The following is a 16,467-nucleotide window of genomic DNA, read 5'->3' as shown; positions in this document are numbered from 1 at the left end:
ACGCGAACCGGGCTTTTTGCTGCGCGGACGCCGGCGCCCGTCAGGCCGCCCGGGCGCGCCAGCGCGCGAACACCAGCACGTTGCCCAGCATGACCAGCGCCAGGCCGCCCAGCGCCTGCGGCGTCCAGCGATAGCCCTCGACGAAAGTGGAGATGGTCAGCGCCACCACCGGGAACAGCACCGTGCAATAGGCCGCACGCGCCGGCCCCATGCGCCCGACCAGCGTCAGGTACGCGGTGAAACCGACGATGGAGCCCGGCACGGCCAGGAACAACAGGGCGCCCACATAGGTGGGCGAGGGGTCGAACGCGAACGGCACGCCGGCCGCCAGCGTGCCCGCCAGCAGGATCAGCGCGCCATAGGTCATGCTGTAGGCGTTGCCGGTCAGCGGCCGGATGCCGGCGCGCTGCTGGGCGGCCGACAGCATGTTGCCGGTGGAAAAGCACAGCGTGCCCAGCAGGGCCAGGCCCAGCCCCTTGAGCGTACCGGCCTCGGCGGCGTGGCCGGCCAGCTCGGGCCAGAACAGCAGCAGCAGGCCGGCCAGGCCACAGGCGCCTCCCAGCATGACGCGCGGCGCGATGGGCGTGCCGAACCACAGGCGCGCGTTCACCGCATTCCAGATCGTGGCGGCCGAGAACACGACCGAGACCAGGCCGCTGGGAATCCATTGCGTGGCCGCGTAGAAGCACAGGAAATTCAGGCAGAACAGGAACAGCCCCTGGCCCAGGCACAGCAGGTGGCCGCGCAGGTCCAGCTTCTGCAATTTGCGCAGCAGCGCCAGCGCCGCCATCATGATCAGCGCGGCCAGCGCGAAGCGGTAGAAGATGGAAACGGGGATGGCCACCACGCCAAGCTGCAGCTTGATGGCGATCCAGGTCGTGCCCCAGATGAGCACGGTGAGCAGGTACAGGGTCAGGTTCACGATAGTGGGCAGGACAGGACGCCGCCGGAGCGGACGGCGCCCGCAAGTATGCGCCAGGCGCGGCCGGCGCGATTGCCGGATCTTGCGCTTCTTTGCCGGGACGCGCGCCGGCGCCCGGACTATGGCGTAGCATAGGGCGCATGAGTCTCGCCGCATCCGATCCGGCCGGTTTTTCGGTCTTTCGCACCCTGGCAGGCGTCGGCACGGCGCGGCTGGAGCGCGCCGTCACGCTGGGCGATGGCGTGGCCGCGGCACAATGGCGCCGCGGCGGCCACGAAGTGGTCGACTACGACCATCCCGGCCATCACACCTTGTCCCTGTACCTGCATGGCGGCGAAAAGTCGTTCCGGGTCGGCAACGACGGCTATGGCGGCGCGGGCAAGTTCTGCGTCCTGCCCTCCGAGCACCGCTCGCGCTGGAACATGAACGACACGGTGCGGTTCCTGCACCTGTACATCGCGCCGCAGCGGCTGGCGCGCGAAGCGGTCTGGCGGCTGGACTGCGAACCGCGCGAACTGGCCTTGCGCGACCGCACCTATATCCAGGATCCGGCGCTGCGCCAGGCCTGCCGCGTCCTGCTGGACGCCGACTGGACCGATCCTTCGCAGCGCCTGGCCGCCAGCGCGGCCTCCGAGACCGTGCTGCACCATCTGCTGATCCAGGGCACCGGACGGCGCGCCGGCATGCCGGCGCGCGGCGGGCTGGCGCCGGCGGTGCGGCGGCGGGTGCGCGACTACATCGAGGCCCATCTGCACGAGCCGCTGACGCTGGAGCGGCTGGCCGCCCAGGCGGCCCTGTCCACCTACCATTTCGCCCGCATGTTCCATGTTTCGTTCGGCGTTCCGCCGCACCTCTGGGTGCAGGCCCGGCGGCTGGCGCGGGCCCGGGCCCTGCTGCGCGCCCCCGGCCAGGCGGGGCTGGACGCCGTGGCGCAGGCCAGCGGGTTCGGCAGCGCCAGCCACTTGAGCAGGGTGTTCCGCCAGGCCACCGCCGCCACCCCCGGCCAGTATCGGGCCAGCGCGCTGGCCCATTGAACCCCTGGCCCCCCGGACAGTCTAAAATACGGACATCGCCCGTAGGCGCGGCCCGCCGCGCCCACCCTGTCCGGGAGACGATATGCCTATTGCCACCTCTGCTTACGAACACGCCTATTCCGACCGGCGCTTCTGGCGCAAACTGCGCGGCCATGCCGCTGGCGCGGGCCGCCAGGCGCTCGAAAAGGCGCTGTGGCTGTACTTCGCCGTGCAAAACCCCGCCACCCCCAAGTGGGCGCGCCGCGTCATATACGGCGCGCTGGGCTACTTCGTGCTGCCGCTGGACGCCATCCCCGACCTGGCGCCGCTGGTGGGGTACACCGACGACCTCGGCGTCATGACCGCCGCGCTGGCCACGGTCGCCTTTGCCATCACCGACGATGTCAAGGCGCAGGCGCGCGGCAAACTCGATCAATGGCTGGGCCCCGCCGCCAATGACGCCGCCGGCAACGGGTAGCACGCACCGGTCGGCCGTCTGGCTGGCCGAAACCGTCCGCCTGCGCGAAGAACACTGGGGCCCCCTCGAAGACGCCGACGCCGTGCGCCAGGCGCGCCAGTTGGCGCCCGACTTCACGCTGCGCATCCTGGCGCGGGCCCAGGCGCTGGGCCGCCGCGAGGGCCTGCAGGATCTGCTGGTCCACTGGCGCCAGGGCGCCGCGCTGACTTTCGTGGTGCTGGCCGTCGCCGCCCTGCTGGCCGGCATCGGCGCCGCGCTGGGCGCGCTGGGCTCGGGTGCGCGGCCGGTCAACGTGCTGTGGGCGCTGGGTGCGCTGCTGGGTCTGCATGCGCTGACCTTCGTCCTGTGGCTGGCCAGCTTCGCATTGCGCCCCCGCGCGGCGGGGCTGGGCGGCATCTGGCTGTGGGCCACGCGCAAGCTGGCGCGCGGCCCCGACGCGGCCCTGATCCCGCAGGCGCTGCTCGATTTGCTGGCGCGCGCCGGCGCCCTGCGCTGGCTGCTCGGCGCTGTCAGCCACATCCTGTGGCTGGCCGCCTTGTGCGCGGCGCTGGCCACCTTGCTGATCGTGCTCTCGACCGCCAGCTACCGCTTCGTGTGGGCCACCACGCTGCTGCAGCCCGAGACCTTCGTGAGCCTGACCCAGGCGCTGGGCTGGCTGCCGGGCCAGTTGGGCTTCGCGCTGCCCGACGCCGCGCTGGTGCGCGCCAGCGACGGCGCGCAGGCCCTGCCCGCCACCGCGCAGGTGCAATGGTCGATCTGGCTGCTGGGCGCCCTGGTCTGCTATGGCATCGCGCCGCGCCTGCTGGCCGCGCTGTACTGCCTGGCCATGGCCGCGCGAGCCCTGCGCGGGCTGCGCCTGGACACCAGCCTGCCCGGCTATGCCGTCCTGCGCGACCGCCTGCTTCCGCCGGCTCAATCCACCGGCATCGACCGGCCAGCCGACCCCCTGCATGCGCCGCGCATGGTCGCCGCGCAGACGCTGCCCGACCTGGCCAACCGGCCTGTGCTGGCCGCCCTGGAGCTGGCGCCCGACCAGCCATGGCCGCCGGCCGGCCTGCCAGCCAGCGTATTCGACGCCGGCAACCTCGATACCCGCGAACAGCGCGGCGCCTTGCTCGACGCGCTGGCGCGCAGCGCGGCCTCACGCCTGCTGATCGCCTGCGACGCACGCCAGACGCCGGACCGCGGCACGCTGGCCCTGCTGGCCGAACTCTCCGACAAGGCCGCGCAGACTCGCGTATGGCTGCTGCATGCCGGCGCGGCCGGCGCCGAACAGGGACGCGGTTCGTTGTGGCAGGCGCGCCTGCTCGACGCCGGACTGCCCGAGGCAGCCATCCTGCGCGACGCCGACCATCCCTTGCAATGGCTGGAGGCCGCCCATGGCTGAGGCCGCGCTGCGCATCGCCGTCGTCGGCCACACCAACACCGGCAAGACTTCGCTGCTGCGCACGCTGACGCGCAATCCCGATTTCGGCGAAGTGGCGGATCAGCCCGGCACGACGCGCCACGTCGAAGGCGCGCGCCTGGCCATCGACAATGCGGCCTCGATCGAATGGTTCGACACGCCCGGCATGGAAGACAGCATCGCCTTGCTGGAATACCTCGAGCGCCTGCAGGCGCCCGGCGAGCGGCTCGACGGACCGGCGCGCGTGCGCCGCTTTCTCGAATCGCCCGAGGCGCACCGGCGTTTCGAGCAGGAAGCGCGCGTGCTGCGCAAACTGCTCGAATGCGACGCCGGCCTGTATGTCATCGATGCGCGCGACCCGGTGCTGGGCAAGCATCGCGACGAACTCGCCATCCTGGCATCGTGCGCGCGGCCGCTCCTGCCGGTGCTGAATTTCGTCAATGCGCCCGAGCACCGCGCCGGCCAATGGCGCGACGCCATGGCCCGCCTGGGCCTGCACGCGGTGCTGGAGTTCGACACGGTCGCACCGCCGCTGGATGGCGAGGCGCAACTCTATGCGCGGCTGGCGGCGCTGCTGGACCGTCACGCGGCGATGCTGCAACGCCTGGCCCAGGCGCTGGCGCTGCAGCGCGAACAACGCCGCCAGGCCGCCTGCGGCCTGGTCGCCGACCTGCTGGTCGACGTCGCGGCACTGCATGTGTCCAGCCCGGGCGACGAGGCCTCGCTGCAGGAAGCGGCCGCCGCGCTGCGCGAGCAGGTCCGGCGGCGCGAGCAGGCCTGCGTCGACGCCTTGCTGGCGCTGTACAACTTCCACCGCGACGACTACGACGGCGCCGAGCTGCCACTGCAGGGCGAACGCTGGGGCATGGACCTGTTCCACCCGCAGGCGCTCAAGGACATGGGCGTTCAGCTTGGCGTAGGCATGGCCGCCGGCGCCATGGCCGGCGCCGCGGTCGACCTGCTCAGCGCCGGCCTGAGCCTGGGCACCGGCATGCTGATCGGCGCGGCGGCCGGCGGCCTGTGGCAGGGCGTGGAACGGCTGGGCAAGCGCGTGGCGGGCAAGCTGCGCGGCTATCGCGAACTCAGCGTCGACGATCCCATCGTGCGCCTGCTGGCGGTACGCCAGCGCCAGCTGATCGAAGCCCTGGAGCGGCGCGGGCACGCGGCGCGCACGCCGGTGCGGCTGCAGCGGCCCGACGACCGCGCCTGGCAGAGCGGTCCGATGCCCGACGGCCTGAAAGAAGCGCGCAGCCGGCCGGAATGGTCCGCGCTGGGCGATCGCTACCAGGAAGACGAGCGCCGCAAGCGCGTCGTCGCGCAACTCGCGCGGCAACTGGCGCAAGCCGGCGACGCCTGATCCCCGCCGTCCGCGCCACGCCGGCGCGCTACCGGGTGATAACCCCAATCCAAAAAGATTGACGCTTAAACGATGGCGTCTATAAGATTCGACTACGCCGCGTAGGGCGGCCGCTGCATCGACACTCCCTGGGAGCTGGTCCATCGTGAAACCGAAGTCCCGCGTTCTGATGTGCCTGCTTGCTTTGCGTACCAGCGCCCGTCGCGCCGCGCCGCAATCTTCCCGCCGCCTTTCGCCTCACTAAGCAGTACGCCTTACCCCGGCCGCCTTACCCAACGACCGGGGCCCTGTCACTTCCGGCGCACACCGCGCGCCGCACACGGAGCACGAGGGCTATGCGTATTTCTCCATTCATCAAGCACACGGCACTGGCGCTGGCCATCGCCGCGGCCGGCCTGTCGGCCACGGCCAACGCCAAGACTTTCCGCTGGTCGTACCAGGGCGACGCGACGTCGATGGATCCAATGGCGTTGAACGAAACCTTCACGCTCGGCTTCCAGGGCAATATCTACGAGACGCTGGCCGGCTACGACGGCGAGCTGAAGCTGGTGCCGCTGCTGGCCGAAAGCTGGGAGAACACCGAACCGACCAAGTGGGTGTTCAAGCTGCGCAAGGGCGTCAAGTTCCACGACGGCTCGCCGTTCACCGCCGACGACGTGATCTTCTCGTGGAAGCGCAGCCTGACGCCGGGCTCCGACATGAAGGGCTACGGCGCCAAGGCCTCCGAGATCCGCAAGATCGACGACCACACCATCGAGGTCATCACGGCCACGCCCAACCCCATCCTGCCGCGCGAATGGGTGTTCCTGTACATCATGAGCAAGTCGTGGTCGGAAAAGAACAAGACCACCGAGGCCACCAACGTCAAGGGCGACAACCAGGGCAATTACGCCAACCTGCACACCAACGGCACCGGCCCCTTCATGGTCACCGAGCGCCAGCCCGATGTGAAGACGGTCCTCAAGCGCTTCGACGGCTACTGGGACAAGAACATCAAGACCAATATCGACGAGGTGATCTTCCAGCCCATCTCGCAGGAAGCCACGCGCGTGGCGGCCCTGATCTCCGGCGAGATGGACCTGGTGCAGCCGGTTCCCGTGCAGGACTGGAAGCGCCTGGACGATGCGCCGGGGGTCAAGCCGCTGACCGCGCCCGAGGCGCGCGCCATTTTCATCGGCATGGACCAGGCGCGCGACGAACTGCTGTTCTCCGACATCAAGGGCAAGAATCCGTTCAAGGATGCCCGCGTGCGCGAGGCGGTGGTGCTGGCGGTCGATACCAAGGCCATCAACGACAAGATCATGCGCGGCGCGGCCAAGCCGCTGGGCTCGCTGATCGCCACCGCCATCAACGGCTATGACGACTCGTTCGGCGCACCCATCAAGCCGGATGTCGAGCGCGCCAAGAAGCTGCTGGCCGAGGCGGGCTATCCCAAGGGCTTCACGGTGACGCTGGATTGCCCCAACGACCGCTACGTCAACGACGAGAAGGTCTGCCAGGCGGTGGCCGGCATGCTGGCGCGCGTGGGCATCAAGATCAACCTGCTGGCGCAGACCAAGTCGAAGTACTTCGGCAAGATCCTGCTGCAGGCGGGCAACCAGACCAGCATGTACATGCTGGGCTGGACGCCAAGCTCGATCGACGCGCACAACGCGCTGCTCAACCTGGCGGCCTGCCGCGACGCCAAGACGGCCGCGGGGCAATTCAACCTGGGCGGCTATTGCAACAAGAAGGTCGACGAGCTGACCGCGCAGATCGGCGTGGAGACGGACCAGGCCAAGCGCGATGCCATGATCAAGGAAGCCTTCGAGATCGTGCGCAAGGAATACGGCTACCTGCCGCTGCACCAGCAGCCGATGTCCTGGGGCGTGAAAGACAACATCAAGCTGATCCAGCGCGCCGACGACGTGCTGGACCTGCGCAACGTCGTGATGCCATAACGTGAGGACCGGCGCGGGCCATGACGGTCCGCGCCATGGGCGACCCGCGCCGTACACGCCAAACCAGGGCACCCGATATGCTTGCTTTCATAGCGCGACGACTTTTTCAGTCGCTGCTGGTCATGCTGACCGTGGCATTGATCGCCTTTTCGATGTTCCGCTATGTGGGCGATCCGATCGCCAGCATGGTCGGGCAGGACACCACGCCGCAACAGCGCGCGCAGCTGCGCGTCGACCTCGGGCTGGACGATCCCTTCGTCGTGCAGTTCGCGCGCTTCGTCGGCAATGCCGTGCGCGGCGATTTCGGCGTTTCATATCGCCAGCGCCGCCCGGTCGCGGAACTGCTGGAGGAGCGCCTTCCCGCCACGCTCGAACTGTCGTTCGTCTCGGCGCTGATGGCGCTGGTGTTCGGCATTCCCATGGGCATCTACACGGCGCTGCGGCGCCACGGCGTGCTGTCCAAGACGTTCATGGCGCTGTCGCTGGCCGGCATCTCCCTGCCCACCTTCCTGATCGGCATCCTGCTGATACTGGTGTTCGGCGTGCAATTGCGCTGGCTGCCCAGCTTCGGGCGCGGCGAGGTCATCTCGCTCGGATGGTGGTCCACCGGGTTGCTCACGCGCTCGGGCCTGGCGGCGCTGATCATGCCGGCCATCACGCTGGCGCTGTTCCAGATGACGCTCATCATGCGGCTGGTGCGCGCCGAGATGCTGGAGGTGCTGCGCACCGATTTCATCAAGTTCGCGCGCGCCCGCGGCCTGCCCGAGCGGCTGATCAACTTCCGCCACGCGCTGAAGAACACGCTGGTTCCGGTGATCACCATCACCGGCCTGCAGCTGGGCTCCATCATCGCTTTCGCCATCATCACCGAAACGGTCTTCCAATGGCCGGGCATGGGCCTGCTGTTCATCCAGGCCATCAGCATGGTGGACATCCCGGTCATGGCCGCCTACCTGGTGCTCATCGCCTTTTTCTTCGTCGTCATCAACCTGATCGTCGATATGCTTTATTTCGCCGTAGATCCGCGCCTGCGCGTGCAAAGCAAATGAAGGAAGCGCCATGATCGCCCGCCTCGCTCCCTATTTCGCCCGCGCCAGCGACAGCGATATCTGGCACAGCTTCAAGCGCTCGCCCGGCGCCATCATCTCGGCCGTCGTCACGCTGGTCATCGTGCTGGGCGCGCTGGCCGCGCCCATCGTGGCGCCGCACAACCCGTTCGACCTGGCGTCGCTGAACATCATGGACGCCAACACGCCGCCGGCCTGGGAAGCGGACGGCAACGGCGCCTTCGTGCTGGGCACCGACGACCAGGGCCGCGATATCCTGTCGGCCATCCTGTACGGCTCGCGCGTCTCGCTGCTGGTGGGCTTTGCCTCGGTGCTGTTCGCCATGGTCCTGGGCGTCACGCTCGGGCTGATCAGCGGCTATGCGGGCGGACGGGTCGACAGCATCATCATGCGCATCGCCGACGTGCAGCTCTCGTTTCCCGCCATCCTGGTGGCGCTGCTGATCGACGGCGTGGCGCGCGGCCTGCTGCCGCGCGACATGCACGACCAGCTGGCGCTGTACGTCCTGATCTTCGCCATCGGCATTTCGGGCTGGGTGCAGTACGCGCGCACGGTGCGCGGCTCGACGCTGGTCGAGCGCAACAAGGAATACGTGCAGGCCGCGCGCCTGATCGGCATCGGCCCCTTCACCATCCTGCGTCGCCACATCCTGCCCAATGTCATGGGCCCGGTGCTGGTGATCGCCACCATACACCTGGCCATCGCCATCATCACCGAAGCCACGCTGTCGTTTCTCGGCGTGGGCGTGCCGCCCACCGCGCCGTCGCTGGGCACGCTGATACGCATCGGCAACAGCTACCTGTTCTCGGGCATGTGGTGGATTTCGATCTTCCCGGGCATCGCGCTGGTGGCGCTGGTGCTGTCGGTCAACCTGCTGGGCGACTGGCTGCGCGACGCCCTCAACCCCAAGCTGCGCTGAGACGCTCATGGCATTGTTGGACATCGACAGCATACGCATCGAATTCCCGAGCCGGCGCGGCACGCTGGTCGCCGTCGACGGCGTCTCGCTGTCGCTGGAGAAAGGCGAGATCCTCGGCGTGGTGGGCGAGTCCGGCGCCGGCAAATCGACCATCGGCAACGCCGTCATCGGCCTGCTGGAAGCGCCCGGCCGGCTGGCCGGCGGCGAAGTGCTGCTGGAAGGGCGCCGCATCGACACCTTGAGCAACGCCGAACAGCGCAAGGTGCGCGGGCGCCGCATCGGCATGATCTTCCAGGATCCGCTGACCTCGCTCGACCCCTTGCAGACGGTGGAAAGCCAGCTGGTGGAAACCATGCAGGTGCACCTGGACCTGAACCACGAACAGGCGCGCAAGCGCGCCGTCGATCTGCTGCGCCAGGTCGGCATCGACGAACCGGAACTACGGGTCAAGCAGTATCCGCACCAGTTCTCGGGCGGCATGCGGCAGCGGGTGGTGATCGCCCTGGCGCTGTCTTGCGGGCCTGAGGTCATCATCGCCGATGAACCGACCACCGCGCTGGACGTGTCGATCCAGGCGCAGATCCTCGACCTGCTGCGCAAGCTGTGCAGGGAGAAGCAGGTCGGCATGATCATCATCACGCACGACATGGGCGTGATCGCCGACGTCACCGACCGCGTGGCCGTGCTGTACCGCGGCAAGCTGGTCGAACAGGGACCCACCGCCAAGATACTCGGCAACCCCGACCACCCCTACACGCGCAGCCTGATTTCCGCCGTACCGCGCCCTGACATCAAGCTGCGGCGCTTTCCCGTGGTGACCTACATCGAGGACGTCAAGCGCCCGACCGTGGAGCTGGACATCGCCACCCACTGGCTGGGCCAGCGGCGCGAGTTCGCCCGGCGCGCCGAGGGGCCGCTGGTGCAAGTGGAGGACCTGGGCATGCGCTTCGTGCTGCGCAACGCCTTCCTGGCGCGCAACCGGCGCACGCTGGACGCGGTCAAGCAGGTCGACCTGTCCATCAACGAAGGCGAGGTGTTCGGGCTGGTGGGGGAGTCGGGTTCGGGCAAATCCACCGTGGCCCGCCTGATCGCCGGACTGTACACGCCCACGAGCGGGCGCGTGCTCTTCAACGGCGTCGACCTGACCGGCCTGAAGGACGAGAAGCGGATGAACGCGTTCAGGCGCCAGATCCAGATGGTGTTCCAGGATCCCTACTCATCGCTCAACCCGCGCATGCGGGTACAGGAAATCGTGGCCGAACCGATCCGCTTTCACCGCCTGGCCGAAGGCGAGGCGCAAACCCGCCGCGTGGTGGCCGACCTGCTCGACGTGGTCGGCCTGGGCGCCTCCGCCGCGCAGCGCTATCCGCACGAATTCTCCGGCGGGCAGCGCCAGCGCATCTGCATCGCGCGCGCGCTGGCCACCCGGCCGCGCTTCCTGATCTGCGACGAGCCGACCTCGGCGCTGGACGTGTCGATCCAGGCGCAGATCCTGAATCTGCTCAAGGATCTGCAGGAACAGCTGGGGCTGACCATGCTTTTCATCAGCCATGACTTGCCGGTCATTCGCCAGATGTGCGACCGGGTTGGCGTCATGCTGCATGGCGAACTGCTGGAAACGGCGGCCACCGAGACGCTGTTCACGCATCCGCTGCACGATTACACCCGCCACCTGCTCAGCCTGATGCCCCGGCTGCAGTCGCTGCAGCCGGTGCCGGCGGCCGGGTAGGCCGGCCTACCAGCGGCCCGAGGCGCCGCCTCCGCCGCTACGTCCGCCGCCGCCGCCACGGAAGCCGCCGAACCCGCCGCTGCCCGAGCCGCCGCGCGAACCGCCGCGCCAGCCGCCGAAGCCGCCCCCGCCGCTGCCCCCGCCGCCACCGCCGCCGCCGCTGGGCAAGGCCTTGATGATGACCTTGATGCCCAGCACCAGCAGGGCCATCACCAGGCCGGCGGAAATGCTCTGCATGTAGATCCCCGCGACCACGCCGGCCAGCGCCGCCGCGATCAGCGTCGGCAGGATGAGCACCACCACCAGCGCCGCGATACCGTTCTCGCCCAGCCAGCCGCGTATGCCTGCCAGCCGCGAGCCCTCGTCGCGCCCGCCGGCAGCGGGTGGCGGCAACTCCTCGCCTTCGATGCGCCGCTCGAGCGCCGTGACGCCGGCCTGCACCGCGCCGGGCCAGTCGCCGGCGCGCAGGCGCGGCACGATGTGTTCGTTGATGATGCGGCCGGCCGCGGAATCCGGAATCGCACCCTCCAGGCCATAGCCCACCTCGATACGCAGCGCGCGGTCGTCGCTGGCCATCAGCAGGAGCACGCCGTCATCCACTTTGTCGCGGCCTATCTTCCACTTCTCGAAGGCGCGCGTGGCGTACTGCTCGATGGTTTCCGGGGCGGTGCTCGGCACGATCAGCACCGCCACCTGCGCGCCCTTGCGCTGTTCCAGCGCCGCCAGCTGGGCCTCCAGCCGTTGGCGCTGCGCCGCGTCCAGCACGCCCGACTGGTCGACGACGCGGGCGCCGAACTCCGGCACGGGCGCCAGCTGCTGCGCCTGCGCCAGCAGCGCCCAGGCCGCCAGCCACGTGCCCAGCCACAGCGTCCCGAAGACGCGCCAGGCGTTACCGGGCCGGATGCGGAGCACCGCCGCCCTCGTTGCTGAATTTCACCTCCGGCGCGCGGGTGATCTCGGCCTCGTTGTCTACGCCGAAATTGGCCTTGGGCGCATAGCCGAAAACCTTGGCCGTGATCACTTCGGGGAACTGCCGCACCAGCACGTTATAGGCCTGCACCGAGCGCACATAGCGCTCGCGCTCGACCGCCAGCCGGTTCTCGGTGCCGGCCAGCTCGGTCTGCAGGTCGCGGAACAGGCCCTCGGCCTTGAGCTGCGGGTAGTTCTCGGTCACCACCAGCAGCCGCGACAGGGCCGAGGACAGTTCGCCCTGCGCCTGCTGGAAGCGCTGCACCGCGGCCGGATCGTCGAGCTGGTCGGCCGTCAGCTGCACGCGGCCCACCTTGGCGCGCGCCTCGGTCACTTCGACCAGCACCTGGCGTTCGTGCGTCATGTAGGCATCCACCACCTTGACCAGCCGCGGCACCAGGTCGGCGCGGCGCTGGTACTGGTTGAGCACCTGCGACCAGGACGCCTTGACCTGCTCGTCGGCGGCCTGGATGGCGTTGTATCCGCAGCCCGACAGCAATGTGGTCATCAGCGCCAGCAGGCCGGCGCCCAGCCAACGGGTAATCGTCATGGCATGTCTTCCTGTAACAATGGGTCGCCGGCATTACAACAGGTCAGGGCCTGCTTGCCTATGACTGGGCGCGGCCGAGCTGTTACAGGTTATGGCTAAACAGGCTGCCTCCCGGGGGCCGGCATGGGATACAATGATTCTCCGTGTGCATAGCCAATCGGCACACGTCTGCTGGCGCTTTCACCGCCATGCCCGTGCAAACGGGTTTCCTGTATCTCCTCACATTCGTCCGCCTGGATTGGAGTCTCTCAACTTTGAGCGACAGGCTGCCGCTGGAGTTGTTTTGACTACCTCTATTTCCTTTGCCGACCTCGGGCTGGCCGATTCCCTGTTGCGCGCGATCGCCGATACCGGCTATACGGCGCCCACCCCCATCCAGGCGCAGGCCATCCCGCTGGTGCTGCAGGGCGGCGACCTGCTGGCCGCCGCGCAAACCGGCACCGGCAAGACCGCGGGATTCACCCTGCCCATCCTGCACCGGCTGATGCAGGCCAAGCCCGCCGCGCGCAAGCCCGGCCGCCCGCGCTGCCTGATCCTCACCCCCACCCGCGAGCTTACCGCCCAGGTGGCCGAATCGGTGCAGACCTACGGCAAGTACGCCAGCCTGAGCTCCATGGTGATGTTCGGCGGCGTCAACATCAACCCGCAGATCAGCGCCCTGAAAAAGCCGCTCGACATCCTGGTGGCCACGCCCGGCCGGCTGCTCGACCATGCCGGCCAGAAAACGGTGGACCTCTCCGGCGTTGAAATCCTGGTGCTGGACGAAGCCGACCGCATGCTGGACATGGGCTTCATCCGCGACATCCGCAAAGTGCTGGCGCTGCTGCCCAAGCAACGCCAGAACCTGCTGTTCTCGGCCACCTTCTCCGACGAAATCCGCTCGCTGGCGCGCGGCGTGCTCAACGATCCGGGCGAAGTCTCGGTCACGCCGCGCAACACCGCCACCGAACTGGTCACCCAGACGGTGCACCTGGTCGAACAGCACCACAAGCGCGACCTCGTCAGCCACCTGATCCGCGAAAGCGGCTGGCACCAGGTGCTGGTGTTCACCCGCACCAAGCACGGCGCGAACCGGCTGGCCGAGAAGCTGGTCAAGGACGGCCTGAGCGCGGCCGCCATCCATGGCAACAAGAGCCAGTCGGCGCGTACCCGCGCCCTGTCGGGCTTCAAGGACGGCAGCGTGGCCGTGCTGGTCGCCACCGACATCGCCGCGCGCGGCCTGGACATCGACCAGCTGCCCCAAGTGGTCAACTTCGAACTGCCCAATGTCCCCGAGGACTACGTGCACCGCATCGGCCGCACCGGTCGTGCCGGCGCCACCGGCGCGGCGGTCTCGCTGGTGGACGATAGCGAAATCAAGCTGCTCAAGGCCATCGAGCGCCTGATCAAGAAACCCATCGAACGCCGTGCCGTCGACGGCTGGACGCCGCCGGCCGGCGGCCCGACCGCCGAGGACCGCGCCGATCGCGAGCGCGAGATGCGCGACGACGATCGCGGCCGCGGCCGCCGCGGTGGCCGTGGCGGCGATCGCGGCCAGCGCGCGGGCGGCGACAACCGCGCGCCGCAGGCGCGCGACGGCCAGCGCCGCGCCACGGGCGCCCATCCGCAAGGCAGCGCGCCGCGCAACGCCGCCGGTCCGCGCACCGACGCCAAGCGCAACGACGGCGGCCGCTCCCAGGGGCGCCCCCACGGCGAAGCGGGCGCGGCCCGCGCGCCGGCCCCGGCGCGCAACCGGCCCGCCGGCAATGGCACGCGCGGCGTGTTGCTGGGCAAGTAATCCCTTTCACGCGGCATCGACAGGAGCCAGCGCATGACGCTCTCGACGTGGTTGACCTTTTTCGTCGCATCGTGGGCGATCTCGTTCTCGCCCGGGGCGGGCGCCATCTCGGCCATGTCCTCGGGCCTGAAGTACGGGTTCGCGCGCGGCTACTGGAACACGGCCGGGCTGATCCTCGGCATCCTGTTCCAGTTCCTGATCGTCGCCGTCGGGCTGGGCGCGGTGCTGGCCACCTCCGAGCTGGCCTTCACGATCGTCAAGTACGCCGGCGTGGTCTACCTGATCTACCTGGGCATGCGCCAGATCCGCACCGACGCCGCGCCGGTAACGGTCGATGCCGGCGATCCGCATCGCGCCTCGATCCGCGAGCTGGTGGGCCGTGGCTTCCTGATCAACACCATGAACCCCAAGGGCACCGTGTTCCTGCTGGCGGTCGTGCCGCAATTCGTCGATCCCGCGCAGCCGCTGACCCAGCAATACCTGGCGCTGGCCGGGACGCTGGCCTTCACCGACCTGGTGGCCATGGGCGTGTATACGCTGCTGGCCGCCAAGGTGCTGCGGATGTTGCGCAAGGCGCACCACATCCGCTGGATGAACCGCGTCTTCGGTTCGCTGTTCATCCTGGCCGGCGTATTCCTGGCTACATTCCGTCGCCACTCGTAAAGACACCCCGCTGGCGCGCCCGCGGCGCGCCAGTACAATCCACCCGCCATGAACATTCCCCAAGAAGTCGCGCGGCGACGCACCTTCGCCATCATTTCCCACCCGGACGCCGGTAAAACGACGCTGACCGAAAAACTGCTGCTGTTCGCGGGAGCGATCCAGATCGCCGGCAGCGTGAAGGCGCGCAAGGCCTCGCGCCACGCATCGTCGGACTGGATGGAAATCGAGAAGCAGCGCGGCATCTCGGTGGCATCGTCGGTCATGCAGATGGAGTACCGCGACTGCGTCATCAACCTGCTCGACACCCCGGGGCACCAGGACTTCTCGGAAGACACCTACCGGGTGCTGACGGCGGTGGATGCCGCGCTGATGGTCATCGACGCCGCCAACGGCGTCGAACCGCAGACGATCCGCCTGCTGCAGGTCTGCCGCGCACGCAACACGCCCATCATCACCTTCATCAACAAACTCGACCGCGAAGTCCGCGAGCCGCTCGAGCTGCTGTCGGAAATCGAAGGCCACCTCGGCATGGACACCGTGCCGTTCTCGTGGCCGGTGGGCATGGGCAAGGCGTTTGGCGGCGTGTTCGACATCCGGCGCAACCGCATGCGCATTTTCCGCGCCGGGCAGGAGCGCCGTGGCGAGGACGACGAATTCATCGACGGCCTGGACAACCCCGAGATCCCGCGCCGCTTCGGCGCCGCCTTCGCGCAGGCCAGCGGCGAGATCGAGCTGATCAACGAAGCCGCGCCGGCCTTCGACCGCGAGGCCTTCCTGGCCGGCAAGCAAACGCCCGTATTCTTCGGCTCGGCCATCAACAACTTCGGCGTGCAGGAAGTCCTGGACGCGCTGGTCGACCAGGCGCCGGCCCCCGGTCCGCGCCAGGCGCTGGAACGCGAAGTCCGCCCCGAGGAGCCCAAGTTCACCGGCGTGGTCTTCAAGGTGCAGGCCAACATGGATCCGGCGCACCGCGACCGTGTGGCCTTCGTGCGCGTGAGCTCGGGCCGTTTCGAACGTGGCATGCGCCTGAAGGTCGCGCGCACCGGCAAGGAAATGCGGCCCAACAACGTGGTGTCGTTCCTGTCGCAGCGCCGCGAGCTGCTCGACGAGGCCTATGCCGGCGACGTCATCGGCATCCCCAACCACGGCGTGCTGCAGCTGGGCGACGTGCTGACCGAAGGCGAGAGCCTGCGCTTTACCGGACTGCCGTTCTTCGCCCCGGAACTGTTCCAGGCGGTGGAAGTCAAAGATCCTTTGCGTACCAAGCAATTGCGCGTGGGCCTGACGCAGCTGGGCGAGGAGGGCGCCATCCAGGTGTTCCGCCCCGAGGCCGCCGGCGGCGCGCTGCTGCTGGGCGCGGTGGGCCAGCTGCAGTTCGAAGTGGTCGCGCACCGGCTCAAGACCGAGTACGGCGTGGACGCCCGGATGATGCCTTCGCGCTACACCAGTGCGCGCTGGATCACCTCCGACGACCCGCGCGCGCTGCGCAAGTTCATGGATGCCAATGCAGCCCATATCGCCTATGATGTGGTCGATGCGGCGGCGTTCCTTATCACTTCGCCCGCGCAGTTGCGCGTGGCCGAAGACCTGTATCCGAATGTGAAATTCCACGCCTTGCGCGAGCATGGCGGCAAAGTCTTCGGAGACAAGGCGTAAGCCGGGTCGGAGACCGCACGGC

14 protein-coding genes are annotated in these 16,467 nt (G+C 68.7%); 11 read left to right on the top strand and 3 right to left on the bottom strand.

The genetic code is table 11. The features are described 5' to 3' along the window. Positions 1-40 precede the first annotated feature (40 nt). Positions 41-922, bottom strand: coding sequence for a DMT family transporter (locus CAL11_RS00435; protein ID WP_086091810.1), 882 nt, complete (start codon positions 920-922; stop codon positions 41-43). 140 nt (positions 923-1,062) lie between these two features. On the opposite strand from CAL11_RS00435, the gene CAL11_RS00430 reads away from it, so the two are divergent. From CAL11_RS00430 to CAL11_RS00395, 8 genes are all read left to right on the top strand, one after another. Further along, complete coding sequence (locus CAL11_RS00430; RefSeq protein WP_033468351.1) at positions 1,063-1,956, top strand: helix-turn-helix domain-containing protein; 894 nt, start codon at positions 1,063-1,065, stop codon at positions 1,954-1,956. A gap of 82 nt (positions 1,957-2,038) precedes the next feature. After that, a complete protein-coding gene (locus tag CAL11_RS00425; protein WP_003815873.1) occupies positions 2,039-2,413 on the top strand; it encodes a YkvA family protein in 375 nt (124 codons plus the stop codon). Then, a complete protein-coding gene (locus CAL11_RS00420) occupies positions 2,391-3,800 on the top strand; it encodes a DUF2868 domain-containing protein (protein ID WP_086091809.1) in 1,410 nt (469 codons plus the stop codon). Before CAL11_RS00425 ends, CAL11_RS00420 begins: the two co-directional genes overlap by 23 nt. Then, positions 3,793-5,175, top strand: coding sequence for a GTPase/DUF3482 domain-containing protein (locus CAL11_RS00415; protein WP_033468357.1), 1,383 nt, complete (start codon positions 3,793-3,795; stop codon positions 5,173-5,175). The genes CAL11_RS00420 and CAL11_RS00415 overlap by 8 nt, the downstream gene beginning before the upstream one ends. A gap of 335 nt (positions 5,176-5,510) precedes the next feature. After that, the gene (locus CAL11_RS00410; protein ID WP_033468359.1) at positions 5,511-7,115 is read left to right on the top strand and encodes an ABC transporter substrate-binding protein; all 1,605 of its coding nucleotides are present in this window, start codon (positions 5,511-5,513) and stop codon (positions 7,113-7,115) included. 77 nt (positions 7,116-7,192) lie between these two features. Continuing rightward, complete coding sequence (locus CAL11_RS00405) at positions 7,193-8,164, top strand: ABC transporter permease (protein WP_033468360.1); 972 nt, start codon at positions 7,193-7,195, stop codon at positions 8,162-8,164. Between the two features lie 10 nt (positions 8,165-8,174). After that, the gene (locus tag CAL11_RS00400) at positions 8,175-9,101 is read left to right on the top strand and encodes an ABC transporter permease (protein WP_086091808.1); all 927 of its coding nucleotides are present in this window, start codon (positions 8,175-8,177) and stop codon (positions 9,099-9,101) included. 7 nt (positions 9,102-9,108) lie between these two features. Beyond that, a complete protein-coding gene (locus CAL11_RS00395; RefSeq protein ID WP_086091807.1) occupies positions 9,109-10,830 on the top strand; it encodes a dipeptide ABC transporter ATP-binding protein in 1,722 nt (573 codons plus the stop codon). A gap of 6 nt (positions 10,831-10,836) precedes the next feature. On the opposite strand, the gene CAL11_RS00390 is transcribed toward CAL11_RS00395, so the two are convergent. Then, positions 10,837-11,742, bottom strand: coding sequence for a TPM domain-containing protein (locus tag CAL11_RS00390; RefSeq protein ID WP_086091806.1), 906 nt, complete (start codon positions 11,740-11,742; stop codon positions 10,837-10,839). Beyond that, positions 11,720-12,349 (bottom strand): LemA family protein, encoded by a 630-nt coding sequence (locus CAL11_RS00385; RefSeq protein ID WP_086091805.1) that lies wholly within the window; start codon positions 12,347-12,349, stop codon positions 11,720-11,722. Before CAL11_RS00385 ends, CAL11_RS00390 begins: the two co-directional genes overlap by 23 nt. A gap of 283 nt (positions 12,350-12,632) precedes the next feature. Here CAL11_RS00385 and CAL11_RS00380 point away from each other — a divergent pair, with 283 nt between their 5' ends. Genes CAL11_RS00380 through CAL11_RS00370 form a run of 3 tightly spaced genes read left to right on the top strand, consistent with a single transcriptional unit; the run spans position 12,633 to position 16,445 of the window. Beyond that, the gene (locus CAL11_RS00380) at positions 12,633-14,126 is read left to right on the top strand and encodes a DEAD/DEAH box helicase (protein ID WP_167382420.1); all 1,494 of its coding nucleotides are present in this window, start codon (positions 12,633-12,635) and stop codon (positions 14,124-14,126) included. Positions 14,127-14,159: 33 nt separating this feature from the next. Beyond that, on the top strand, positions 14,160-14,789 hold the full coding sequence (locus CAL11_RS00375) for a LysE family transporter (RefSeq protein ID WP_086091804.1): 630 nt from the start codon (positions 14,160-14,162) through the stop codon (positions 14,787-14,789). Between the two features lie 48 nt (positions 14,790-14,837). Then, entirely contained in the window at positions 14,838-16,445 is a 1,608-nt protein-coding gene (locus CAL11_RS00370; protein WP_033466906.1) for a peptide chain release factor 3, read from the top strand. Positions 16,446-16,467 lie beyond the last annotated feature (22 nt).

This window comes from Bordetella genomosp. 6 (assembly GCF_002119705.1).
GTDB lineage: Bacteria > Pseudomonadota > Gammaproteobacteria > Burkholderiales > Burkholderiaceae_B > Bordetella > Bordetella bronchiseptica_F.
Note: the sequence above shows the minus strand (reverse complement) of the source record. Positions and strands in the feature narration are given on the sequence as shown.

Bases quoted from the DNA above. Each gene is read 5' to 3' on its own strand.
- CAL11_RS00430 (WP_033468351.1), top strand. From the start codon at position 1,063: ATGAGTCTCGCCGCATCCGATCCGGCCGGTTTTTCGGTCTTTCGCACC.
- CAL11_RS00425 (WP_003815873.1), top strand. From the start codon at position 2,039: ATGCCTATTGCCACCTCTGCTTACGAACACGCCTATTCCGACCGGCGC.
- CAL11_RS00420 (WP_086091809.1), top strand. From the start codon at position 2,391: ATGACGCCGCCGGCAACGGGTAGCACGCACCGGTCGGCCGTCTGGCTG.
- CAL11_RS00415 (WP_033468357.1), top strand. From the start codon at position 3,793: ATGGCTGAGGCCGCGCTGCGCATCGCCGTCGTCGGCCACACCAACACC.
- CAL11_RS00410 (WP_033468359.1), top strand. From the start codon at position 5,511: ATGCGTATTTCTCCATTCATCAAGCACACGGCACTGGCGCTGGCCATC.
- CAL11_RS00405 (WP_033468360.1), top strand. From the start codon at position 7,193: ATGCTTGCTTTCATAGCGCGACGACTTTTTCAGTCGCTGCTGGTCATG.
- CAL11_RS00400 (WP_086091808.1), top strand. From the start codon at position 8,175: ATGATCGCCCGCCTCGCTCCCTATTTCGCCCGCGCCAGCGACAGCGAT.
- CAL11_RS00395 (WP_086091807.1), top strand. From the start codon at position 9,109: ATGGCATTGTTGGACATCGACAGCATACGCATCGAATTCCCGAGCCGG.
- CAL11_RS00385 (WP_086091805.1), bottom strand. From the start codon at position 12,349: ATGACGATTACCCGTTGGCTGGGCGCCGGCCTGCTGGCGCTGATGACC.
- CAL11_RS00375 (WP_086091804.1), top strand. From the start codon at position 14,160: ATGACGCTCTCGACGTGGTTGACCTTTTTCGTCGCATCGTGGGCGATC.
- CAL11_RS00370 (WP_033466906.1), top strand. From the start codon at position 14,838: ATGAACATTCCCCAAGAAGTCGCGCGGCGACGCACCTTCGCCATCATT.